This window comes from Flagellimonas sp. (assembly GCF_965215805.1).
Lineage (GTDB): Bacteria > Bacteroidota > Bacteroidia > Flavobacteriales > Flavobacteriaceae > Flagellimonas.
This window is the reverse complement of record NZ_OZ244124.1, coordinates 608855-632711: the sequence shown is the minus strand read 5'-3', so window position 1 is coordinate 632711 and position 23857 is coordinate 608855. Positions and strand designations below refer to the sequence as shown.

General features: G+C 42.2%; 24 protein-coding genes and 1 tRNA gene. 11 read left to right on the top strand and 14 right to left on the bottom strand.

Annotated elements, in window-relative coordinates:
* The first annotated feature begins 33 nt into the window (after window positions 1-33).
* Window positions 34-1461, top strand: coding sequence for a pyridoxal phosphate-dependent decarboxylase family protein (locus tag ACOOE0_RS02785; RefSeq protein WP_420400955.1), 1428 nt, complete (start codon window positions 34-36; stop codon window positions 1459-1461).
* On the opposite strand, the gene ACOOE0_RS02780 is transcribed toward ACOOE0_RS02785, so the two are convergent.
* A complete protein-coding gene (locus ACOOE0_RS02780; protein ID WP_420400954.1) occupies window positions 1451-2968 on the bottom strand; it encodes a CRTAC1 family protein in 1518 nt (505 codons plus the stop codon). The two genes, ACOOE0_RS02785 and ACOOE0_RS02780, sit on opposite strands and share 11 nt — an antisense overlap.
* 100 nt (window positions 2969-3068) lie before the next feature.
* Here ACOOE0_RS02780 and ACOOE0_RS02775 point away from each other — a divergent pair, with 100 nt between their 5' ends.
* On the top strand, window positions 3069-3923 hold the full coding sequence (locus ACOOE0_RS02775) for a hypothetical protein (RefSeq protein ID WP_420400953.1): 855 nt from the start codon (window positions 3069-3071) through the stop codon (window positions 3921-3923).
* Between the two features lie 3 nt (window positions 3924-3926).
* Here ACOOE0_RS02775 and ACOOE0_RS02770 read toward each other — a convergent pair whose 3' ends face one another.
* From ACOOE0_RS02770 to ACOOE0_RS02755, 4 genes are all read right to left on the bottom strand, one after another.
* On the bottom strand, window positions 3927-4604 hold the full coding sequence (locus tag ACOOE0_RS02770) for a phosphatase PAP2 family protein (protein WP_420400952.1): 678 nt from the start codon (window positions 4602-4604) through the stop codon (window positions 3927-3929).
* Between the two features lie 8 nt (window positions 4605-4612).
* A complete protein-coding gene (locus ACOOE0_RS02765; RefSeq protein ID WP_420400951.1) occupies window positions 4613-4801 on the bottom strand; it encodes a hypothetical protein in 189 nt (62 codons plus the stop codon).
* Window positions 4802-4900: 99 nt separating this feature from the next.
* Window positions 4901-5224: an ArsR/SmtB family transcription factor gene (locus ACOOE0_RS02760; protein ID WP_420400950.1), complete on the bottom strand. Its 324-nt coding sequence runs from the start codon at window positions 5222-5224 to the stop codon at window positions 4901-4903.
* A gap of 37 nt (window positions 5225-5261) precedes the next feature.
* Window positions 5262-5705, bottom strand: a complete 444-nt coding sequence (locus tag ACOOE0_RS02755) for a hypothetical protein (protein WP_420400949.1) — start codon at window positions 5703-5705, stop codon at window positions 5262-5264.
* Window positions 5706-6000: 295 nt separating this feature from the next.
* Between ACOOE0_RS02755 and ACOOE0_RS02750 the strand changes: the two genes are divergently transcribed.
* From ACOOE0_RS02750 to ACOOE0_RS02735, 4 genes are all read left to right on the top strand, one after another.
* Complete coding sequence (locus tag ACOOE0_RS02750) at window positions 6001-6240, top strand: helix-turn-helix domain-containing protein (protein ID WP_420400948.1); 240 nt, start codon at window positions 6001-6003, stop codon at window positions 6238-6240.
* 31 nt (window positions 6241-6271) lie between these two features.
* Window positions 6272-6514, top strand: coding sequence for a helix-turn-helix domain-containing protein (locus ACOOE0_RS02745; RefSeq protein WP_420400947.1), 243 nt, complete (start codon window positions 6272-6274; stop codon window positions 6512-6514).
* A 125-nt stretch (window positions 6515-6639) separates the two neighbouring features.
* Window positions 6640-6933 (top strand): hypothetical protein, encoded by a 294-nt coding sequence (locus tag ACOOE0_RS02740; RefSeq protein ID WP_420400946.1) that lies wholly within the window; start codon window positions 6640-6642, stop codon window positions 6931-6933.
* Between the two features lie 150 nt (window positions 6934-7083).
* Window positions 7084-7872, top strand: a complete 789-nt coding sequence (locus ACOOE0_RS02735; protein WP_420400945.1) for a hypothetical protein — start codon at window positions 7084-7086, stop codon at window positions 7870-7872.
* Window positions 7873-7968: 96 nt separating this feature from the next.
* Here the strand turns inward: ACOOE0_RS02735 and ACOOE0_RS02730 are convergent, their stop codons facing one another.
* The 3 genes from ACOOE0_RS02730 to ACOOE0_RS02720 all read right to left on the bottom strand — a co-directional run bounded on the left by ACOOE0_RS02730 (window position 7969) and on the right by ACOOE0_RS02720 (window position 10598).
* Window positions 7969-9480, bottom strand: a complete 1512-nt coding sequence (locus ACOOE0_RS02730; RefSeq protein WP_420400944.1) for a M20/M25/M40 family metallo-hydrolase — start codon at window positions 9478-9480, stop codon at window positions 7969-7971.
* A gap of 165 nt (window positions 9481-9645) precedes the next feature.
* On the bottom strand, window positions 9646-10029 hold the full coding sequence (locus ACOOE0_RS02725; protein WP_420400943.1) for a hypothetical protein: 384 nt from the start codon (window positions 10027-10029) through the stop codon (window positions 9646-9648).
* An 86-nt stretch (window positions 10030-10115) separates the two neighbouring features.
* The gene (locus ACOOE0_RS02720; protein WP_420400942.1) at window positions 10116-10598 is read right to left on the bottom strand and encodes a hypothetical protein; all 483 of its coding nucleotides are present in this window, start codon (window positions 10596-10598) and stop codon (window positions 10116-10118) included.
* Between the two features lie 164 nt (window positions 10599-10762).
* On the opposite strand from ACOOE0_RS02720, the gene ACOOE0_RS02715 reads away from it, so the two are divergent.
* Window positions 10763-11263: a nuclear transport factor 2 family protein gene (locus ACOOE0_RS02715; protein WP_420400941.1), complete on the top strand. Its 501-nt coding sequence runs from the start codon at window positions 10763-10765 to the stop codon at window positions 11261-11263.
* Window positions 11264-11593: 330 nt separating this feature from the next.
* On the opposite strand, the gene ACOOE0_RS02710 is transcribed toward ACOOE0_RS02715, so the two are convergent.
* Entirely contained in the window at window positions 11594-11980 is a 387-nt protein-coding gene (locus ACOOE0_RS02710; RefSeq protein ID WP_420400940.1) for a VOC family protein, read from the bottom strand.
* 94 nt (window positions 11981-12074) lie between these two features.
* Between ACOOE0_RS02710 and ACOOE0_RS02705 the strand changes: the two genes are divergently transcribed.
* Entirely contained in the window at window positions 12075-12626 is a 552-nt protein-coding gene (locus tag ACOOE0_RS02705) for a hypothetical protein (RefSeq protein ID WP_420400939.1), read from the top strand.
* A gap of 20 nt (window positions 12627-12646) precedes the next feature.
* On the opposite strand, the gene ACOOE0_RS02700 is transcribed toward ACOOE0_RS02705, so the two are convergent.
* The 5 genes from ACOOE0_RS02700 to ACOOE0_RS02680 all read right to left on the bottom strand — a co-directional run bounded on the left by ACOOE0_RS02700 (window position 12647) and on the right by ACOOE0_RS02680 (window position 20276).
* The gene (locus tag ACOOE0_RS02700; protein ID WP_420400938.1) at window positions 12647-14191 is read right to left on the bottom strand and encodes a response regulator; all 1545 of its coding nucleotides are present in this window, start codon (window positions 14189-14191) and stop codon (window positions 12647-12649) included.
* Window positions 14192-14193: 2 nt separating this feature from the next.
* Window positions 14194-14799 (bottom strand): chemotaxis protein CheB, encoded by a 606-nt coding sequence (locus tag ACOOE0_RS02695; protein ID WP_420400937.1) that lies wholly within the window; start codon window positions 14797-14799, stop codon window positions 14194-14196.
* Window positions 14765-15592, bottom strand: a complete 828-nt coding sequence (locus tag ACOOE0_RS02690) for a CheR family methyltransferase (RefSeq protein WP_420400936.1) — start codon at window positions 15590-15592, stop codon at window positions 14765-14767. Before ACOOE0_RS02690 ends, ACOOE0_RS02695 begins: the two co-directional genes overlap by 35 nt.
* A complete protein-coding gene (locus ACOOE0_RS02685) occupies window positions 15592-19857 on the bottom strand; it encodes a response regulator (protein ID WP_420400935.1) in 4266 nt (1421 codons plus the stop codon). The genes ACOOE0_RS02690 and ACOOE0_RS02685 overlap by 1 nt, the downstream gene beginning before the upstream one ends.
* 346 nt (window positions 19858-20203) lie before the next feature.
* A tRNA-Phe gene (locus ACOOE0_RS02680) sits at window positions 20204-20276 on the bottom strand.
* A 109-nt stretch (window positions 20277-20385) separates the two neighbouring features.
* Here ACOOE0_RS02680 and ACOOE0_RS02675 point away from each other — a divergent pair.
* The 3 genes from ACOOE0_RS02675 to ACOOE0_RS02665 all read left to right on the top strand — a co-directional run bounded on the left by ACOOE0_RS02675 (window position 20386) and on the right by ACOOE0_RS02665 (window position 23856).
* A complete protein-coding gene (locus ACOOE0_RS02675) occupies window positions 20386-21114 on the top strand; it encodes a type III pantothenate kinase (protein ID WP_420400934.1) in 729 nt (242 codons plus the stop codon).
* Window positions 21115-22380: a hypothetical protein gene (locus tag ACOOE0_RS02670; protein ID WP_420400933.1), complete on the top strand. Its 1266-nt coding sequence runs from the start codon at window positions 21115-21117 to the stop codon at window positions 22378-22380.
* A 102-nt stretch (window positions 22381-22482) separates the two neighbouring features.
* Entirely contained in the window at window positions 22483-23856 is a 1374-nt protein-coding gene (locus ACOOE0_RS02665) for a hypothetical protein (RefSeq protein WP_420400932.1), read from the top strand.
* Window position 23857: the final 1 nt, after the last annotated feature.

The following is a 23857-nucleotide window of genomic DNA, read 5'->3' as shown; positions in this document are numbered from 1 at the left end:
ATCTTTACATCGTAAATCGGTAATAAACGATATATGCGTTTCATAACAAGTTTCGAAATCGTAAGACAGGCTCTGAAAGATTTTACCAATGAGATTGATCTACCCAGTAACAAAGTAATCAATCAAATACCATTGGATCAGCTGATTCAAAAATTGGATTTGTCTTCATGTATAAAAAAAGGAGGGCTTGAAGGGCAAGGCTTAAAAGACTTTTTGTCCACATTTCTGAGCTATCAAACCAGGTTGCATCATTCCGGTTATTTGGGTCACCAATGTGCTGCTCCGCATTATGCTGCGGCTTTGGGAGGTTTTGTCAACAACTTCACCAATAATGTGCCCTCTATCTATGAAATGGGCCCAAGTTCGGTGGCCTTGGAGGTTTTTTTGGTCAATTGGATGTTGGAAAAGGTGGGATGGAAACCAACTCCCTTGACCGCACTTAGCCGAATGGCGGAGGAAACTTTTGGTGGAGGGGTATTGGTCAATGGAGGGTCTATTGCCAACCTCACCGCATTGATTATGGCAAGGACCTTGGCGGCACAGGAGGTTTGGCAAGAAGGAAACCCAGATGGACTTTCTATTTTATTACCCTCAGAAAGTCATTATTCGCTGACCAAGGCTGCTGGAATTTTGGGGATAGGCAAGAAGGCCATCCACTTTGTGGATGTTGATGGGCGTGGAGCGGTTATTCCGGATAGTTTACCGAGCATTTTCAAAAAGATTCAGGAAATGGGGCACTTGCCTATTGCGCTGGTGGCCAATGCCTGTAATACTCCAGTAGGCATTTATGACCCCTTGGACGAAATCGCAGATTTTTGCCAAGAGCAAAAGCTTTGGCTACATATAGACGGCGCCCATGGTGCCAGTGCGCTTTTGTCCAAAACACACCAGCATAAATTAAAAGGGGTTGAACGGGCCGATTCCCTAGTGTGGGATGCCCATAAGTTGCTCCAAGTGCCATCGCTTTGCGCCGCTTTGCTGGTCAAGAACCATAAACATTTGGATCAGGCCATGCCGGTGGGAGACAATGCCAGTTATTTGTTTCATGATAAGGAACAACCTGGTTTGGATACCCTCCACCGAACCATTGAAACCACCAAACCTGGCTTAGGCGAACGGTTGTTTTTTGTGTTGGGCTCGATTGGGCAAGACGGAATGGCAGATTTTATAGATCGGCAATACCAACTTGCTTTGGATGCTTATCACTACCTGCAAAGCCTTGCTGATTTTGAGTGCCCCGTAGAACCGGAGAGCAACATCCTTTGTTTTCAATATACGGGAGCGGTGTTTGATTCCCTTTTTCTTCGGAAAAAGCTATTGGACGCTGGAGAATTTTATCTGACCACTACCTTGTTCAAAGGCACACGCTACCTAAGATTGGTTTTTATGAGCCCGAATACCGAGCTAAAGCATATTGAACATCTTGTAAGCTCCATCCGGGAAATAGCCGCTAAGATTTGACTTCTAGAGCGGCTGCCTCGGTTGCCGTAAAATGGGTATCAATGCTTGGATTGGGATGCACATCCGTATGACCCGAAGGCCATTCAATTTTAAGGGAATCAATAGCAGTGGACTGCCCTAATCCAAAATGCAGTTCATAATCATTCTGACTGGCATAACCGGTCACTGGGTACATCCAGCGGTATTGCACTTTTTCATCGGAAAACAGGGATACCTTGGCTCCAATCCCAAATCGGTTGCTTTGTGTTCCCTTCAGCCTCAGGCTTACCCAATGACTACCTTCGGTTGTATTTTTATAAAAACGGTTCACTTGGTCACTGCTGCCCCAATTGGCCACAAAAATGTCGAGGTCGCCATCGCGGTCAAAATCGGCATGGGCTGCCCCTGCAGATGTATCCGCATGTTGCAACAAATGCCCACTAAAATCCTGTTCAAAGTTTCCATCCCCTTTGTTCACATAGAAAAAATTGAACATTTCTGGCCGATATGTTCCATTGGCTACATAAAGGTCCAGATCGCCATCATTGTCATAGTCACCCCAAGTATGCCCCTTGGATGCCCCGCCCATTTGTTGGGAAACCGGCCCCTCCATCACAGGACTTAGATTTCCAGAACCGTCATTGTTGTAGAGAAAATTCTTTTTATCAAAATTGGCCAAAAAGAGGTCCAAGTCCCCATCATCATCATAGTCGGCCCAAGAAACCCCGTAAGAATAGCCTACATCCTGGACCAAATGCCCCTTTTCTACTTTTTGAAATTCCCAATTTCCCAGATTCACATAGTAGTCGTTTGCAGCTTGGGCATTCGCAATATAAAATTCTGGGAGTGCATCCCCATTGGCGTCCCCGCAGGCGCATGCACGCGCGCGACCTGTTCCTTCGGACAGCACATGCTCTTCCATAAACACAAAATTCCCATCTCCTAAATTTTTATACACTCGGTTGGGACCTTTACCGGAGGCCACAATAAAAACATCCAAGTCCCCATCGCTCTCAATATCTGCCCAACAAGCCATGGAGGCTCGGATTCCTTCCTCGGTCAGGGGATGCTTGGTGATTCGGGTAAAGCCTAGATTGTCAATGTTGTTGAAAAGGAAATTGGGCTCATCATCCCGGCCCACCACGTAGAGATCCAAATCCCCATCGTTGTCATAGTCCACCCAATTGGCTCCTTGGGCGCTCCCGCCGTGTCGTACCAATTCCGAAAACACTTTGATGTCAAATCCGCCCTCGGTCATCTTTTTGAAGGTTCCATTCCCATTGTTTCTATAGAGTGCATTCCATTGCCCACTGGAGTTGGAGACATAAAGGTCGGGATCACCGTCGCCATCATAATCGCCCCAAGCTACCCCACGGGAAAGTCCACCATCAGTAGCGATTCTACCTTCGGTAATTTCCTCAAAAATGGAAAGGGATCGTTCTTTTTTTGTTCCTTCAGATGTTTCGGAACAGCCCATGAGAAGTACAGGAATGCTGGCCGCAAGCAGCAGTTTTAGGTTGGATGACATAGTTAAATCGTTTATTGCTTATAAACGAAAATAATGTTAATTGGCATGCAGGTTTTATAAGCTTATGTTAATTTTAAAGCGAATCAAAAAGTTTCATCGGATGAGGTTAAAGCAATTTTTGATGGTATGTTCCTTTTGTGCAGTCTTTGGTGGATTTGCGCAAGACGAAAGTTATCCAACCGAAAAATGGGGTGAGGATGTGGGCTTGATCAAACCCGAAAGCGTGGTCTTTGATGCTGGGAATGAATGCTGGTATGTCTCCAACGGACAACAATTTGCGCCAGGAACGGATGGTTTTATCTCCAAGTTTAACACAGATGGAGAGCTGGAGGAGCTTAAATGGGTGAGCAATTTAAGCCGACCCACAGGAATGGCTATCCATAACAACCAACTTTGGGTAGCCGATGTAAACCAACTTAAAGTCATCGAAATTGCAAGTGGAAAAGTGGTGAAAAGCTACTCGGAACCCATTAAAAATTCAGGATTAAATGACGTGGCCATCAATTCGCGAGGTGAGGTCTATGTCACTGCTTCCTTCATCCATTCCGTGTTCAAGGTAGAAGGAGATTCCCTGAAGCCTTGGGTCCAAGACGAAGAACAATTGCAATGGGCCAATGGCATTTATACCCTAGATCAGGAAGTTTTGGTGGGGGGAACCCACTTGGCTAGCATCGATATAAAAACGAAAGCCATCCGTAAAAAAGAAACAAACCCACCCATTGTTGATATGGATGGATTGTGGCCTGACGGCCAAGGGGGTTATTTCCTAAGCACGGTGGAAGGTACTGCCCTTTGGCATTTGGATGCCCAGGGAAAATCCACGCGCTTGGATCAAGGGGGCGACTATTTTGGCGACCTTCAGTATGTAAAGGAAACCGCCACCCTGTATGTTCCAAGGGGAAACCATGCAGCGCAGCGGTATTATTTGGAGGTGGTTACTTTAGATAAACCCTAGCCTTTATTTCCACTCGGCCTTGGCCTTCTCCAGATCTGCTCTGAACTCTGGATTTTCCCACATGGCCACCAGCATACGGTGCGCCAGCACCCTTGCAGCTTCCTCGTCACTGGGATAATGGATGCCCATGATTTCGCGCGATTCGCCTACTTCGTAGGCCAGCTCCAAAAATTCGACTCTCTTGTTCGGAATCAGTTCGCTCCAGGTGAAGGCTTGAATATATGCCCATAAAGTGTGCCCACTGGCAAAAGATGGGGTACGCATACGGGCCAAAGGTTGTAAATAAGGTTCCAAATGGTAAGGACGGGCGCGACGCAGGTGGTATTTAACGGTAAACTCCATAATGCGCATGTCCTTGGTAACTCCCTGCAACAATTTGGCGGTATGTGGGTAGTTTTCCGGGTTACAACTTTCACCCATTACGGTTCGGCCTTCATAAAAAAGGTCTTCCATATTGCTTTGATACCGTTCATGGTTTTTTAGCACCGCTATGTGCGGCCAATAGCCAATGGGAGCCAGGAAATTAACGGAGCGATCTACCTGCGCTTGACTTCGTTTTTTCTGCCAGTCCAACAGAAAATCCAGCTCGGCTCGGGTCTGATCCGAAGAGTTGGCCGGGTACTGTACGCTTTTTTTAAGGGTTTCCACCTGGGCGGGCGAGAGGTAGGCCGGGGCGGCCATGGTATAGATCAAACTACCGCTGCTATATTCTGATGCTGGAAAGCTGATCTTGTCCAGCTTTGCATGTTCAGGTTGGGTTTGGTGCTCAATTTTTGCAAGGTTTTGTAGTGGGCCTTTGCAGGTTCCAAGGGTGCGATCTGCCCCCAGGTAAGAGTTAAGCCCAACAAGGCCAAAAAGAGTGTCGTTTTTTGAATCATGGAATAGGTTTTTAGTTATAAATCGTTAATAAGCGATAAACGAATTTAACCAAAACACCGAAACAAAAATGGGATTTAACAGCAAATTAATAGTTGGGATTACAGTTTTAGAAAACCACGAAACTCGTCCAGCAGCGGTTTGTTCAAGGTGTAAAAGGTGAACTTTTCATGGCTCTCCGTTAGGAAAAGGCCAGCCTCCTTTAGAATCTTTACGTGTTGGGAAATGGTGCTCTGGGAATAATCGAACATTTGTACCAGATCTTTGTTACAGGTAACATTGTCCACCCCCTCGCCACAGTTTTTGGTGCTGAGATAGCGTACCAGCGCCACACGGAGCGGATGCGCCAAGGCGTTGGCCACCACGGCGGTTTTGCGATCCGTATCGTTAATATATTTGCTGGTAATCTCTGCCCTGATCCTCATCTGTATCGTTTACTGCAAATATACAATATTGTTAGGGCTATTCTTTCGGGATGATGTACGGTTCAAAGAATCGTTCCAGATGGCGGATATGGGTGTACGTCTGGGAAACAAAGACACAGTGTTTGGGATTTCGGGAATGAATGCGAAAAGAAAGGGTAAGCTGGTCTGCATCCATATGTAGGTGGCCTTGATCCAAGGGACTTGGAAGGTGCAACATGCTGCCCAGATAAAATTCCTGCTGCATGGGCGGGGTAAACCCAAAATCAAAATTGAAGATCAGATTGTCTACAACTACCATCTGGGGAATTCCTTTACGGGCTCTTTTATTGATCACAATACGGCTGTTTTGTTTGTACACTTGGTTTAGCGGCCTATGGACAAGGCTGTTCAATATGGTATGGGTGCCAAAGGTAATTTCCAGGGAAGCATGGAGACTTTTATGTAGAAAGTCATGGATGGTGGGCAAGATAGGCTTTTGCATAGTAGATTTTTTAATGCTAAATGATGAATTTTAAGTTCTCAGTTCTCAGTCTTTAGTTAACGGCTAACAGTTGACAGTTGACAGTTTTGGGATTTGGGTTTTGGAATTTCTAGTTATGGGTTCAGAAGTCAGAAATCAGTGTTCAGATTATGGACTTTTAACCTTCGACTTTCAACTGTATAGGGAGGTTGGATTGTTGGATTTTTAGAATTGGGGTGGTAACAAGGTAAGAAAAATTCCAGTAAAAACACTCTAAAGTGCTTTTTTTGATTGTTTGATTCCCCCAAATTGGGATATGGCAAAAAAACTTTCCCAAGACGAAAAGGAATTTCTGAAAACACTAGGGAAACGGATTAGGCAAATCCGAAAAAGTCAAAACTTAACCCAGCAGGATTTAGGTTTTCAAGCTCAGGTTCATGACAATCTTGTGGGAAGAGTAGAAAGAGGGGAAATGGGGACTAATGTTTTGAATCTTTACAAATTAGCTAAAGTCTTAAATGTAGATCTAAATGAGTTTTTGGAGTTTAATGAATGATAATAAATCTTCTTGTTTGCAACTTTGAGATATGTCAAAGCGTGAACGAAAAAAGGAAATTCCGGCTTTTTGTATAGAATTGGGCAAGCACCTTAGAGCTCTGCGAACAGAAAATGATGTGAGTATTGAAGAAATTGCCTTTAAAGCAGGGATTGATGCCCAAAATCTGCGGAAATACGAGTTGGGAAAACAGGAAATGAAAATCTCCATGTTAAAGAGAATCGCGGACGCTTTTGAGATGACTACTTCCGAGTTATTGGCTTTTGACAAATGAGTTGAGTTTTAACAAATCGGTGGGCAACCCTTCCACAATTAGATGTTTTTTGAACACCATCCAAAGCATTTGAATTGAAGTATCTTTATACAAACGTTAGCGGCAATTGTTAGTTCAAAATTAGAATGATCAAAAATTTATCTACTACTCAAAGATTATTAGCAGAATTTATGAGTGAACTTTCGGAGGAAGCATACAGTGCCGGATGGATGATGGGATTGGAATTTGCTCTTTGGAAAGCAGCTAATGGACACTTGAAGCAGTATGGAAGATTAATTTTTGATGATAAAATAATTGAAAGATTGAATCTACTCTCTTCTGAAGCAGAGGGCTGGATATTTTTTGATGACGAACAAGAAGAAACATTTGTCACACTAGATGAATGGAAAGAAATGATTAAAAGCCGCAAAACAAGCTAAATGCCCCTCCGCTATCGCAAGATCACCCAGTAAAGCTGGATGCAAGCACATCTCGTGGTTTCCTAGTCATAAATATAGGCCACCAGTTAAAAACTGGAGGTAGCATTAGAAGTATCTTTATTCAAACGTTTTAAATAATATAAGACAAAAATGCGAATTGATAGAATAATTGGAATTTTGTTGCTGTCGCTTCTTTTAATTTCAACAACCGCGATATCAAAAAAACTGATTAAATGGAATTTCAATGATTACAATAAATTGACTTACCAATACAATCAAACAATAACAACCGATATCGAATTTTTTCCTGATACTCAAAAAGTGCTAATGACAGGAAATTTGATAGTAAGCATTAAGGATAAGGAACACGCAGATGTTATTATTACAGATATTAAGCAAATGACCCTAACTGCTGATTCACTTGGAGTATATGAAGTGACGGATACAATTAAAATGCCTAATCAGGTTTTGTTTCAAGATTTAACGGCGGAAGGAAATATTGATGGAGATATTCAACAATCAGGTGTAATGTTGGCCCGAACATTATTCCCAATCACAAATAAAAAAATGAAAATTGGTGATTCCGTTGATTTAAAAATGTCTATGCCATTCAATATGATGGGCACAAACCTAAATGTAAAAGGATATAATCGAGTAGAGTATACGAATAGTAATAATGGAATTGAAAAACTAAATACGGAAATCGATGTTTCCGACTTCACAATTCCAGAAGAAATAAAGCAAGAGTATGTTTGCTATTTAAAAGGTAACTCAAATTTTAGCTTTGATTCCAAAAAAGGCATATTCAAAAATGGCACTATAAATATGAATATGGGAATGGGAATGAAAGTTGTCGATTCAACATCGGCTGAAAGAACTACCAAAATGATGATGGAAATGATGACTGAAATTAATCTAAGGTTAATTAAAACCGATTAATGTGCTCCGCTACCGCAAGATTACCCAGTCAAGCTGGGTGCAAGCACTTCTTGTGGTGCTACCCTAACAAATACCTTCCCAATCAGAAGGCAAGAGTCATAGCGCTTCCGTTAAAAATGCAATCATGGCTTTTACCCCCTCCCTATAGTTGCCCAATCTTAGGTTTTCATTGGGGCTATGTTGGTTATTGTCGCTATTAACCGTGGTCACAAGCACAGCAGGAATACCCAAGGTGGTTACAAAAGGCGAAATGGGGATAGATCCACCTCCCATCCTAATCCGTATGGGGTCCACCGCATATGCTCTATTATAGGCCCTTTGGAGCCATTGGCCCACTTCTGTATTAAAATCGGTTTGAAAAGAATGGTAAAACACTTTATGGGTAAACGTTGCGATTTTATCATATTTCATTCGTTCCGCATCCGTAGGTTCCTGGCCTATAACATAATAGCCCTGCTCTTCTATGTGTTTTTGTACCAATCTAATAAGTCGCTGCGGGTCTGATCCCTGAACCAGCCTCATATCCAATTCGGCTATGGCATGGCTGGGTACAATGGTCCGGGTCTGCTCCCGTACCCATCCAGATTCCATCCCCAGAATATTGAGTGATGGGTATTGGATGGCCTCTTGATAATAGCGCCCAACTTTGTCAGGCTTAACTATTTTGAGCCTGTTTTTAATCTCGGTCTCATCATCAGGGACGGATTTCAGTATTTTTTCCGTGACCGCATCAATATGGACACCGTCATAAAATCCAGGAATGGTAACCCTCCCGTCATCGTCTTTCATGGAAGCCAGCAACTTTGATAACCGCAGAGCCGGATTGGGTGCATAATTGCCGTAATGGCCACTATGTTGCGGTACTATTGGGCCATAGGTGGTCAATTGCATTTGTGCAATTCCCCTTGCTCCAAACACGAGGGTGGGTTTGTTGGAATTATGGACTGGCCCATCAAGAATGATCAACATATCTGCACGTAGCAAGTCCGAGTTGTCCTTTACCGCTTGCGGAAGGTGCGGAGAACCTAATTCCTCCTCAAAATCCATGATCACCTTCATATTGAAATTGGGTTCAATATTTAGGGATTCAATGGCGTCCAAAGCAGCGAGAAACATGGCAACAGGTCCTTTGGCATCGGAAGCGGCGCGGGCAAATACCCTCCAGTCATCCTCGTAGTTCTCTATGTTCTCCCAAGGGATTTGTTCCCAATCGCCTTTTTCATTTTGTTGCTTCAGTACTGGTACCCAAGGGCTTTCCTGAAACCATTTTGTGCTATCAACGGGCTGGCCGTCCAGCTGCAGGTATATAAGGACGGTTTTTTGCGCTGCTTTTGCTTTTCGTTCTGCCAGCAGAAGCGGCACATAATCCGTTTGGATCCTAGTGGTCGTGAAGTTTCTACTTTGAAAAGCATTTTCGCACCATTGCACATTCAATTCAATGTCTTCCGGATAATTGGCATCTGAAGGGATGGAGAGCAAATCCCTATAAATGGGAAAAGAAGCTTTTGTGAATTTGGAAGCAAGTTCTTCCAGTTCTGCTGTTTCCAATTGTTGCGAAAACAAGCCGTTTACGCTAAAAAATGCCAATACAAATAGCAATTTCCTCATGACGTATCCTTTGAAGCTAAAAGTAAAGATTTTTAGTTCGCTAAAAGGTTTTGGGTAAGATCTAAATGAGCAGATCATGGCGAGGCTGTGTAGGTTCTCGATACATCCCGAATTTTATTCGGGACACTCGAACTGACGTTTTGGTGGTAGCCTTGTGGAACGCTACTACCTCTGTAATTGATAAATAACGTAGGGTGCAACAGCTATCCAAACAAGGACCAAAATCCAAACGCGTCCTTGGAAAATATTGTAATCATGGAGAAGTTTTTCCCAAGGATGTCCTACAATGTAATGACCAAATAAAAACTCAAATAGCACAGTTAGCAATAACCATAGCAATCCAATCCATATGGCTTGAATGGTAGATGTTGGCGGCCACATTTTAAAAATTGCCCAAACGTAGACACCCAGCAAGAGAATCATTGTGGCAGAAGATGCCTGGTGGGCTTGGAGTTCACCTAAACGACTTGCCAAAAATTTCTCCCTGAACAATCCATTGGCAATTGCAATAAGAACCATCGGAAACCAGGCTAAAATATAGGTGCGCATTTACTTGGTATTTGGTAAAAACCTTCTTCAAGCTAATTGATGATAAACTTAATACGTATGAGCATGAGTTTTAATGACTTTTATCACTAACCTGAATAACCGCTAATTCCAATGGAATGGCATTCCCCCGTTGTAAGATTAAGCCGAATTTCAAAAAAGCAATTCCCGCCATCAAACACAAAAATTACCTCCTTTTTCCAATCTGTGCCCATGCTATCGCAGAATCCGTTGATCCAAATCTCTTTTTCCCCTTTCTCGTTGACATAGGGCACATATTGGATTTTGTAGTGGCGCAAGTTCAATATTTTATACTTTTTGAAGTGTTTCCTGTTCTCACCACTTTTTTTTAATCCATCATTGTATGTCCGGATGCAGTCTTTCATCATTGAATTGACCCTTGTCATTTCAGAGGTTGAAATTGTAGTGGGAGCGGCGGATTTTGGCAAGTAAATGAGCAAATCTATTAGATTTTCATGGGCCTCCTTGTCATTTAAAACCACATAATCAGATTGGCCATGGCAGATGCCAAGGTTCAAGAGGAGTAGGAATAACGCCAAGATGTTTTTCACATGAATAATTTATAAATTAAAACAACATTTTCCGCTCTGCAAGATCACTTTGTTTATTTGATAAACGGAAAGCTTCAGTTTTAAACTGGCTATGGTTTGCCCAATGCTCGAACTAAACCTTTTTGACGATTCACTGTCCAAGAATAAACTTGAACCAAAAAATCATGAGGCAATTTTTAATAATTCTGACAGCTATTTGCTGTTTTTCTTGTGAGGTTGCAACACACGAAAATCAAGAGAACAAGGTGGTGAGCGTTGTAAAAAAGATGAACAGTGCGCTGGCAACACATGATCTGGGTAGCCTAGTGGCTTGCTACTCCGAGGATATGGATTGGGAAAACTCCTTTGGATGGACCATAAGGGAAAAGGAAATGCTCAAAACCTATTTTGGGGACTGGCTATTCCTCAGATACCCCGAACTTGATAGTGCCAGGCTTCGGTTAAAATTTGAGGTGGACCATATTGACAATACTACGGCCTGGGTGGATGTGCTCCAAGAAATCTATTCTGAAGATTTGAGCATGGTGGTAAGAAGGTATAGGCAATCACATTTACTGATCAACAAAAATGGCAACTGGCTAATTAAGAAATCAAGACTTTGGTTGCCCATTCCCAATGATGATCCTCCCATAGCTTTTTTGACTTCCAAATCTTACTTCGAGTAGACTGAAGATTTCAAACTTTTGTCTCTTTTCCCGTTACAGACTTATATCCTGTAATGCTGCCAGTTTGAACAACTGGATACCATGCTCTTGGGGAGCCAAATGCACCAAAATTTTACTCCTAGGGTCAGATGTGTTATAATTTAGCAAGAAAACAAGGAATAATACTACAAATTCCGTATATTGATAAATCAACCTTAGAACACATGAACCATCTTAAAAACCAAATATATGGATCTGTAGGAATCCTTGTATTGGCAGCCCTGCTTGTATTGGTGATCTTGTTTAAAGAAGGCTTTTGGGCTTAGCGTACGGTTTCTTTCGCAAAAAGTGCTAACCTTCTTTTTTGATTCTCCAGGGAGGATTTAATCTATTTTCCCCACCATAAAACAGAATCAATTGATTGCCGTCTGGATCTTTTAATCGGGCTTCCCTCCAAAGCCAACGTTGATCGGTGGGCTTTGAGTCAAATGCTATGCCTTTTTGTATCAAACCATTAACATAGGTATCCAAATCTTCGCACTCAAAATATACATAGATTCCATCGCCACTAGGTAACTGTTCTGTCTGGTGAATGGAGAAGGTGGAGTTTCCATCCGGACATTCAAATCGGGCATAGTGGGGCAAGGCTTCTACAATCAATTTTAATCCCAAGGTCTTATAAAAAGGAACGGACTTGGATAAATCCAAGGAAGGAACGGTAATTTGGTTTAAGTTCATAGGTAGGTGGACTTTTTATCTTATTTTCAAAGTCCAAATAAAAATACGACCAATATCGGTTTAACCCTCATCAAAAACCATTTTCAATCTTGTTATGGCCTTAAAACTTAAATGGAATTCGGAGCGAATACTAAGCCTCACGGCCATGGTCATTAGTTTTATAACCCTCATTATTTTCATTTATCAGACCAATTTAATGAGTCGGCAAAATTACTTGTCCATCTTACCTTATCTGTCCCTTTCAATTTCTAACAGCTCGGCAGATGACCACTATAGTCTTTCGTTGAAAAATTACGGTGTTGGTCCGGCCATTTTGGAAAATGTAACCATCAAACATAAAGGAGCGTCTTTTGACTTGGCCGATTTTGATAATGAAGTGCTCTCTTTTTTACAAACCAGAATGCCGGAATTGGATAGTATAAAGGCGGTTTCTTATTCAACTTTGGATAAAGGGATGGCAATCCCCGTGAACGCCTCCTATACTATTGTGGAGGTCAAAAACTCTAGGAAAGATTATCTGCTCTTGCGGAACAGTTTAAACCATTTGTTGGAGGAAGGCTTGTATTTTGAAATCATTTATAGGTCCATACAGAATGAACGCTGGAGGATTACCAATGATACCGAAGGCCCTGAAAAACTAGATTGACCAAAACAGGCAACTTCTACTTATGAGGCTCGCTGCTCATTCACCTGTGAAATGAGGTGCTTCAGCATATTTTCCACAGGCGGCTTTTCATAGACCCCGTCAATTCCCGACTTTTTGGAAAGTGCCTGGACTTCATCGTTAATAAATCCGGTTAGTCCAAAAATGGGGATTTCAATGCCCTTATTCCGAATTTCCTTGGCCAGATCATACCCGCTTATTCCAGGCATGTTGATATCCGTAAAGATCAAATCTGGATTTATGGCCTCTACCTGATCAAGTAAGGCCTCGCCATCTTCAAGCATGGTAATGTTCCCACCAATTTTACTGAATACGACTTCGGAAAGGGTTCGCATCAAGATATCATCATCAACCACCACAATGTTTAGTTGTTCATCTTGTGAAGGTAATTCTTGCTCGTCAAATTGATTGGAAATTGGTTCCAAGGTCCCCAACTCGCGGATGGGGAGTTCAATGGTAAAGCAGGAACCGACCCCCACCTTACTGGTCACGGTTATTTCTGCTTGGTGGGCATCCACAATCTTCTTGACGATCATTAGCCCCAATCCTGTACTTTTTTCACCAGCCGTGGACTTTACCGAGGTTTTGGCAAAGGGATCGAACAAAGTGATAATTTCGTTTTTAGGAATGCCTTGTCCTTCATCCTCGAGGGAAATCACTAGATGGTCATCTTTTTGATGGGCCTTCAAATGGATTGAGGTACCCTCATGTGAAAACTTGATGGCGTTGGTGATCAGATTATTGAAGACTTGGTTCATCTTGTTGCGGTCAAAAGCTGTTTGAAGGCCATTGACTTGAATATCGCCAATGAGACTGATCTTCTTGTTGTTGGCAAATACTTGGTTGAACTGGATGCTGTTTTCCAGAAAATGACCTACATCCACCATTTCCTCTTCAAGATCCATATTTCCCGACTCAATTTTGCTGACATCCAAAAATTCATTGACCAGATTTTGGGCAAATTTGGTGGAAACGAAAATGTTTTCCAGTTCCTGGATTTTGGCAGGGTCTTTAAGGACAGGCTCCAATTCGTTTAGAAGGGATTTGGAATAAAATTCGATAATTGCCAGGGGATTTCTAATATCATGTGCCGCTATGCCCAGGAATTTATTTTTGAGTTGGTTCAGCGTATCCAGCTCCTGATACTGCTGTTCCAAGGTTCTTTTTTGATTGTAGAGGGTGACAAAAATGTCCACTTTGGCCGCAACAATCTCGGGATCTAAGGGTTTGTACAGATAGTCCACCGCACCTTCGGAATACCCTTTGATCACGTACTCTTTCTCTTTGTTGATAGCAGTGGCAAAGATGACCGGCACATTTTGGGTGCTCTTTTTGCTCCTAAATATTTCCACAAACTCAAAGCCGTTCATCTCTGGCATTTGAACATCTGTGATGACCAATGCAAATTCGTGCTTTCGTGCCAATTTCAAAGCCTCATTTCCGCTTGTGGCCGAAATAATCTCTCGGTCCTCCCTTTCAATAATCTGTTCCAGGGAATATAAATTTTCCACTAGATCATCTACAATAAGAATTTTTGCTTTGTCCATTTTTAAAAGTATTTGGCGGCTGTTTTATAAAGTTCTTTGGTGGTTACAATGTGGTCTACCCTGTCCAAGCTATCAATAACCGCACTTGGCATTGTTTTGGCAAAAGCCTCTGTCGGATTTTGCACAATGATTTTTCCCTTTCTACGGGATACGCATTTGGCGCCATCTGCACCATCCGAATTGGCACCACTCACAATTATGGCAATCAATCGATCCTTAAGGTTATATGAAAAGGATTCCAGGGATACATCTGCGGAAGGTCTGGAGAACATTACTTTTTCGCTGAGGTCCAAGCTCAAGGTCATGTTTTTTTCCAGCATACAGTGGTATCCCGCAGGGGCAATGTAAATGACTCCCTTTTCCAAGGGAATCCCATGCTCAATTGCTTTTACCATTACTTTGAGTTTTTGATTTAAATACTTGACCAGCAAATCCTGAGGGCCTGTTTTTCTGTGCAGAATCACTACGATGGCGGCTTTCAGGTTTTTTTGGCTAACATGCATTAAAAACTTTTCCAGCACCTCAATGGCGCCGGTAGAACCACAAAAAAGTACCACCTTGATGGTGTTATGGCTATCTTTTTTTTCTATATATCTTGAGCTTGCCATTTACAATTTCCAGTTCATTTAAAACCGTTGAAAAAACGGCGCTCTCCTTCACTCCCAAAATCAGATAACCACGAGGTACAAGACTATCAATAAACAGGCGTAGCACTTTGTTTTGCTGCGCTGTAGTCAGATAGATAAAAACATTGCGACACATGATCATATGCATTTGATTGAAGGAAGTGCCGTTGATTAGGTTGTGCTTGGTAAATACCATGTTCTTTCCCAATTCCCTGTTCATTTTTGCCTTACCGTAGTTGGCGACATAATAATCCGACAGGGACAAGGCTCCACCCGCCCTGATATAATTGGCGGAATAGTCCTTCATTTCCTTCAGCTCATAAATTCCCTTTTTGGCCTGGGCCAGCACTTCGGAATTAATGTCCGTGCAATACTGGACTGTTCTTCCCAGTAGTTGCTGTTCCTTTAGCAATATGGCTAGACTTAGGGGTTCTTGGCCTGTTGAGCATCCTGCGTGCCAGATGTTGATCCTGGGATAGGTTTCCAGTACACTGAATACTTCGTCCTTAAGGAATTTGAACACTTCAAAATCACGGAACATTTCTGTGGTATTTACCGAGATTTCGTTCAGTAACTCTTCATCACTCAATTGCTGATTGGCCAGATAGTACTTGAAAGCCGTAAAGGAATCGCATGATTTTAGCTGCATGAGGCGCGTTACCCGCCTGCGCAATGACTCCAGAGCGTAGCCCGAAAAATCGATGCCATAAAGCTTGTCGGACAATTGTATAAAATCGTCCAGTTCATTTTCTGATATTTCTAACAACGCTTCCATTAATTATACAGCCAAACCCTCAATAGGGACATTAGTTTTTCCACATCCAAGGGTTTCGACATATAATCACTTACCCCTGCTTCCAGACATTTTTCCCGGTCTCCTTTCATGGCTTTGGCGGTCAGTGCAATTATGGGAAGTTTGGTGTGCCCCATTGCCCTAATCTTCTTGGTTGCCTCGTACCCATCCATAACGGGCATCATGATATCCATGAGTACGGCATCAAATTCGCCGTTCTTTACTTCATCCACAGCTTCCGCGCCGTTGGTGGCTACGGTTACCACTACCTCTGCCTCTTCCAAAACCGTTTCCAGGGCATAGATGTTCCTCATGTCATCATCCACAACCAGGATCCTTTTTCCTTTTATGATGTCTTCTGACCCAAATTCCTTGGGAGGCAAGACTTGATAATCGGTTTGGGTGGCGTTGAGCATATTCATAAAGAGTTCGGTTTCTTCAGAAAGGCGGTCATAGGATTTTGTGGTCTTCAACACAACCGATGTGTCCTTGTGGCGCTCAATCTGCTTCAATTCTTTTTTTGTCAGTTCGCGACCGGTAAATACAATGACCGGAACCTCTTTTTTCTGCATTTTTAGCTCACTCAGGAGTTCAATGCCATCTATATCAGGTAAACCAAGGTCCAATACGACCAAATCGGGATGCTCACTTTTGAACAACTTTCTGGCATCCTTGGCATTTTTCGCGGCAACGGCATCCAGTCGTTTGCTTTTGATCATCTCCTGCAGTGCTTGATTGTTCAATTCATCGTCTTCAATGATCAGTACTTTTTTAACGTCATTGGTTGCAATGGATTCGGAAATACGGGAAAAGGTTTGCTCCAGGGTATCGAGCGCAATGGGCTTCACCAAATATTCCACAGCTCCCATTTCCAGACCAAGTTTGGTCTTGTCAATACCGGAAATGACATGTACAGGGATGTGGGCGTGTGCTGCGCTGGCTTTTAGTTTTTTCAGTACTGTCCAACCATCCATCACAGGCAACTGCATATCTAGGATTATGGCCTTTGGGTTGTATACCTCCACGTGTTGGAGGGCCTTGTCGCCTTGATCGGTGACCACCACTTTGAAACCATTTTCCCTAGCTTGATCTAAAAGTACCTTGGCAAATTGGAGGTCATCTTCCACAACCAGTATGGTATTGTCACCTGCTTGTAACTGTTCGCGATCATCTGCAATAACCGCTTCCAACTTCTTTCCTAGCGCTTTTTTCTTGTTCCCCGATGCGGTTTTTTCATCCGCTTCTTGGATTTCCAAAACCTTGGGGTTTTCCTGTTCGGTTGATTGTGCTTCGGGTTCCTTGTTCTCAGGAGTTACTTGTTGAACTACTTCCGAACAGTCGAAGGGAAGGAACAGTGTGAAAACGGAACCTTTTCCAACTTCACTTTCCACAAAAATTTCTCCACCTAAGAGCTTTACTAATTCTTTGGAAATGCTTAAACCTAGACCGGTTCCTCCGTATTTTCTTTGTGTGGTGCCGTCCTCTTGTACAAATGCTTCAAAAACCGATCCCAATTTTTCTTTCGCTATTCCAATCCCGGTATCTGTCACAGAAATTTGCAACACCTGTTCTTGTTTCAAAAGGGAGGGACTTGTGAATTTTGGAAGTGTTTTGCTCTTTTTAAAGTCTAGGGTTACAGTTCCTTCTTCTTCGGTGAATTTAAAGGCATTGCTCAGTAAATTTTTGACCACCTGGTTCAACCTTTGTTTATCCGTTGTAAAGGTCTCTGGAAGTGATTTGTCTATGTTTAAAACAAAATCAACCCCTTTGTCCTGTGCTATGGCAACAAAGGTTTTTTTACTTTCCTCGGCATATGCTCTAAGGTCTTCGGATTCAATTTCCAACTCAATTTTACCGGATTCCACTTTGGCCAGATCCAATACCTCATTGATCAAGCTAAGCAGGTCTTCTCCAGATTTATTGATAATTTGGGCAAACTCAATTTGTTTTTCAGTAAGATTCTCTGTTTTGTTGTCTTGCAACAATTTGGAGAGAATGATGACACTATTGAGTGGCGTTCTAAGCTCATGGGACATATTGGCCAAAAACTCCGATTTGTACCTACCACTTTTTTCAAGTTCTTCAGATTTGAGGACCAAGGCTGCTTGAGCCTGTTCCAGAGCCGCATTTTTTTCAACCGTGTACAGATGTTGTTCTTCCAGTTGTTGTGCCTTCTCCTCCAATAGCACATTGGCTTTTTCCAATTCTTCCTGCTGTTGCCGCAGTTCTTCTTCCGATGCCTGCAACTGGTTGGCCTGTTTGGTGAGTTCTTCATTGGAAACCCGCAATTCTTCTTCTTGGGCTTCCACAATCTCCTTTTGTTTTTGTACTTCGAACTGAATCTCTTTTTGTTCCGTGATATCAACAGCTATTTTAAGGACTTTATAGGGTTGGCCCTCCACATCTAGAATGGGATTGTAAGAACCTTGAATCCAGATGGTCTTGTTGTCCTTTCCTCGGCGTTCAAACTCTCCTTGTTTAAACTCCCCTTGCTTCAGTTCCTTCCAGAAACCTTTGTATTCACTGGATTTGGAATAGGTGTTGCCCACAAACATTTTGTGGTGTTTCCCCTGGATTTCATCCAAAGTGTATCCCATTAGATTAAGGAATAGTTCGTTGGCAGAAAGTACATGTCCGTCCAAATCAAATTCAATGGCCGCATTGGAACGGTTGATAGCGGAAATTTGATTGTTGATCTCTATGGAGAGTTCATCTGTTTTTATTTGTTGCTCTTTTTGTTTGGTGATGTCCACTGCAACTTTTAGCACTTTATAGGGCTCACCCTCAACATCAAAGATTGGATTGTATGACCCTTGTATCCAAACAGAGTGCTTTTCCCTTCCCCAACGTTCAAATTCTCCTTGTTTGAACTCTCCTTTTTTAAGTTCCTCCCAAAACCTTTTATATTCTTTGGATTTGGCATATTCAGGTTCTACGAATATTTCATGGTGTTTGCCTTTTATCTCGTCTAAACTATAGCCCATAAGGTCTAGAAAAAGGGAATTGGCGGTAAGGATGTTTCCGTCAAGATCAAATTCGATGGCCGCATTGGAACGATTGATGGCAGATATTTGATTGTTGATCTCAATGGAAAGCTCCTCGGTTTTGGCTCGTTCAACCACACCTTTGATGATGATTCCAATGGAAGAACAGATTTCCTTCACAAACTCCTGTTGCGCATCACTGAAACTACCTACGGTCCCAAACTCCATTACCCCAATAACTTCCCTGTTGTGTTTTATTGGAATTATAGTGATTTCCTTTGGGGTGGTCTTACCGGAACTCGAATTCACCTCTATATAATCTTCTGGAACATCCTTTATGGTTATTTGCTCTCCCTCAAGGGCACATTGACCAACCAAACCTTCGCCAAACTTTAAAGTTTCGGGAAGCTCCTTGGTATTTTTAAAAGCGTAGCTCCCATATAGTTTTAATTCGTCCAAATCACAGTCAAAAAGACCTTGGTTTAGATAAAAGGTCCCCACGGAGGCTTCCAGTAGTTTGCTGATCACCCCGCTCAAGATGGCTGTAAGTGCATCAATGTCCTGAACCCCCTTGGTTACGTCATATACTTTGGAAATAGCAGTTTTTATCCAATGCTGTTTTTCTATTTCTTGAGTCCTTTTTTCAATTTCTTCCTGTTGCCGGGTCTCTTCGGATAGATCGCGCATAATGCCCGCAAGGGTAACCTCAGTCCCAATCTGGATTTCAGCAATGGAAACATTGATGTTGAACAGGGTACCGTCTTTTTTTCTGGCCAATACCTTTTGATCCTTGCCTATTAGTTTGGCATTTTTGCTGCCCTTACTGCAGTCCGTAGTGTCCTCCGTATTATGGACAAAATCGTCTGAGAGCAACACATCAATGTGCTTTCCTTTAATTTCCTCTTCGGTATATTGGAACAAGGACTCTGCCGCAGGATTGAAGGATTGTATAATCTGATTGGCATCCATAGTGAAGATGCATTCTGCTGCGGTTTTGATTATGGCCCTGTTTTGAGCAAAATGCGTACTATCTCTTGCTGTTTTTTTTAGATTCCTAAAAACCAAAAGACCGGAAACCAACAGCAGGGTGGTTAAGCCAAGGATCAGCAGCCGGTACATGGGCAAGGACTGGATATCATAACTGGATACAAGCCAGGTTATTAAGATTGAAGACCATAACATGGTCGCCAGTAGTACAGCTGTCGATTTAAAAGTATTGGTAAACGTATCCTTTACCGTTTCCCTTATAATAGTTGCATTCATACGAATTATAAATAAAGACTACAATTAATGTAAGTGTTTACCTACAACGTATTTTTTGAACCATTTGTATGTATGGACTGGAAAGTTTTTGGATGGTGAAGTCATCTTTCTGCAGATACAGCGCTAATATCCAGAACTTATGACCTGGGAACCCGTGATTGCAGTGCACGGATTAAATTTGCGAAAAGTGCAAAAAAAGCACCCTTTTTCAAGAGTGCTTTCTGTGTTTAATAGGTTGTGGTACCTCTAGATATTCCTTCAATACGTTCAGGACAGGCTTCGATTCATTTTGTTGCACAAAAAAAAGCACCCTTTTCTAAGAGTGCTTTCTGTATCTACCACTTTGTGGTACCTCCAGGAATCGAACCAGGGACACACGGATTTTCAGTCCGTTGCTCTACCAACTGAGCTAAGGTACCCTCCAAGCCTTTTGCAAAGGCGGGTGCAAATATAATTTCAAAATTAGGATATACAAACAAAAAGGGGAAAAAAGGCAGGTGTTTTTTTTCAATTTTTCATCTTTGCAATATGAACTTGGTCATCGACATTGGTAACACCCTTATAAAGTATGCCGTTTTTGAAAATCGCACACTCTTGTTCGACCAAGCTTCCGAATCAAAACTGTTCCTGTCCAAAGTAAAAGAACTCTTCGAGCAATTTCCCAAGATTAACCAAGCGTTAATATCTTCCGTAGGGGAACTGGAGCATAAAGAATCCGATTTGCTTTCCCTTTTTTGCAAGGTACACGTGCTGTCCCATGATTCTAAAGTACCTTTTAAAAATAGCTATGCCACACCGCATACCCTTGGAATGGATCGTGTGGCCTTGGCCACGGCGGCCTTCTATAAAAATCCCAGGAAGAACACCCTGGTCGTGGATGCGGGAACCTGCATTACCTATGACATGATCAATGACTCTGGAGAGTATGTTGGAGGTGCCATTTCTCCTGGAATACGAATGCGATATAGGGCCATGAACAACCAAACAGCGGCACTTCCGTTGTTGGAACCAAACGAAATTCTGGACTTTATTGGCAACTCAACCGAAACCAGCATGCACAGCGGTGTAATCAATGGGATTTCACAAGAAATTGATGGAGTAATTGACCAGTACCGATCTCGCTTTCAAGATTTAACAGTTATTTTAACAGGAGGCGACTTCCATTTTTTTGCTAAACGGCTAAAAAATACCATATTTGCGAATTCTAAATTTCTCTTGGAGGGGCTAAACTACTTGCTGGAATACAACAAACGCTAGATGGTTAAGAAATTTTTGATTGCATTATTTTGCGTAGCTGCACACGGCATTTTTGCGCAAAACGCCACCATATCACCTTACTCTTATTTTGGTATTGGGGACCTTAGGAACAGTGGTTCTGTGGAAAACCAAATGATGGGGAGAATTAGTTTGTATGCGGATAGTATCCACTTGAACCTTAACAATCCAGCTGCTTATTCCAAGTTAAGGCTTACCACTTATACTGCAGGGATTTCCCGTAGCAGGTTCACCCTAAAGGACAGTCAGGAAAAGCAGAATGCCAACGTCACCAATTTGGATTATTTGGCCATTGGTTTCCCTATTGGAAATAAAGTAGGGGCAGGATTTGGAATTATGCCATTGTCTTCTGTGGGTTATGAGCTTACCGATGAAACTACCAACAATGATGGTCAGGCTGTTACCAATGTATTCACTGGAGACGGCGGACTAAACCGAATATTCTTCTCCATTGGATTTGAACCCATTAAAAACCTGAGTATTGGGGTCACGGGAAATTTCAATTTTGGAACCTTGGAATATCAACGTATCCAAAGTGTGGAAGGGGTTCAGTTTGGGACTTTGGACCGAAGGGAATCTCGGATCAACGGATTGGATTTCAACTATGCGGCCACTTATACCCCTACCATTAAGAACAAGTATACCCTGTACACTTCTGTTTTGGTCAATACCCAGGGCAACCTTGCCTCGGAGAATTCGGCCAGGTTGGGTTCGTTCTCCTTGGTCAATGGTCAGGAAATTGAGGTAATCGATGTGAATTTGCATGAAAACAATCTTAAAAACACGGAATTGAAAATACCTACCAAAACTACCTTGGGTCTAGGTTTTGGAGAGAATAAGAAATGGTTTATTGGAGGGGAATACAGTTTTCAGCAGTTTAGTGATTTCAAGAATGACTTTCTTGGGATAGAAAATGTATCGTACTTGGATGCAAGTAGTTTTGCACTGGGTGGATATTGGGTGCCGGATTATAGGGCTCTTGGAGGGTACCATAAAAGAATAACCTATAGGGCAGGTGTTCGTTATGAAGTCAGCGGCTTGGAAGTTAATGGGCAAGAGATCAATGATTTTGGCATAAATTTTGGATTTGGGTTACCGTTGGGCAATAGTTTCTCCAATGTCAACTTAGGATTTGAGCTTGGAAAACGGGGCACAACAGATGCGAACCTGATTGAAGAGGGCTACTTTAAAGTCAACGTTGGTCTGTCCTTAAATGACAAATGGTTCCTTAAAAGAAAAATAAATTGATGGGGATTTTATTTTGATATCTGCAAAATACCTATGATATCTGCTCCTTTAAGATATTTTTTTCATGAAAATTTGTACATTAACCACTTTAAAATTAGTAAGATGACGAAGAAACACTACTTAACGATGATAGCGGTACTTATGTCGATGGGATTAAGTATGGCTCAAGCACAGAATCCAGAGTGCATGACCAATCTTTCCATTTACGCAGAGCACGCTAAGGTTAAAAATTATGATGCCGCATACGAACCATGGAAAATGGTGTATGAAAGTTGCCCTGACATCAACAAGGCCAATTTCTCCTACGGCGAAAAAATACTTTCCCATAAAATCAAGAATTCTTCTGGGGCAGACAAGGATGGGTATATCCAAGATTTGATGTCCCTATATGACAATAGCCTTAAATATTTCCCAACCAAGTTTAGCAAAGCTGGTGTGGCTATTGATAAAGCCCTGTTGTCTTACGACAATAAAATGGCCTCCGATACGCAGTTGTACGACATGTTGGACAAAGCGTTTAAAGAAGACCGAAAAAACTTCAAAAACCCAAAAGCCCTTTATCTATACTTCTCTACTTTGGTTGACTTGCACAAAGCAGGTTCCAAAGAACTTCAAGAGGTGTTTGACAATTACGATGATGTAACTGAAAAGGTTGAGGCCGAAAACAAAAAATTGACGGATGCTTTGAGCAAATTGTTGGAAAAAGAAGATGCAGGTACGGCATTGACTTCCAAAGAAAAGCGCCGTAAAAAAGTATATGAGACCAATTCCAAGTCATACGGTCAAATTGCTTCCAGTATCGATACCAAATTAGGGGATTTGGCAAATTGCGAAAATTTGATTCCCCTTTACGAAAAGAATTATGACGCCAAGAAGGGCGATGTAAACTGGGTAAAACGTGCCGTTGGTAGAATGTTCTCCAAAGAATGTACGGACGATCCCATGTTCAGAAAATTATTTGAGGCCCAATTGGCATTGGATCCTTCTGCAGATGCCTATATGTATGGTGGTGTGTTGAAGCAAAAAGCTGGGGATAACAAAGGAGCTATTGATGACTTTAACAAGGCTGTGGAATTGGAGACGGACCCATATCGAAAATCCAATATCCTTTATAAGATTGCCACTACGGTTAGAAGAAGTAGCAAATCCCAGGCAAGGAACTACGCCCAGAAAGCAATCAATGCCAACCCAGCTAATGGGAAGGCGTATTTGTTGATTGCCAATTTGTATGCAACCAGTGCAAATGCTTGTGGTAGTACTCCTTTTGAGAAAAGAGCAATCTATTGGAGAGCTGCAGAAATGGCTAGAAAAGCTGGACGTGTGGATCCATCTTTGAGCAGACGTGCTGGTAAATCGGCTGCTAGTTATACGGAACGGGCTCCCACCAAAGAGATGATATTTAGCTCTGGAATGGCTGGTAAAACAGTTAGTTTCAGTTGCTGGGTTGGAGGTAGCGTAAGAGTGCCTAATCTATAGT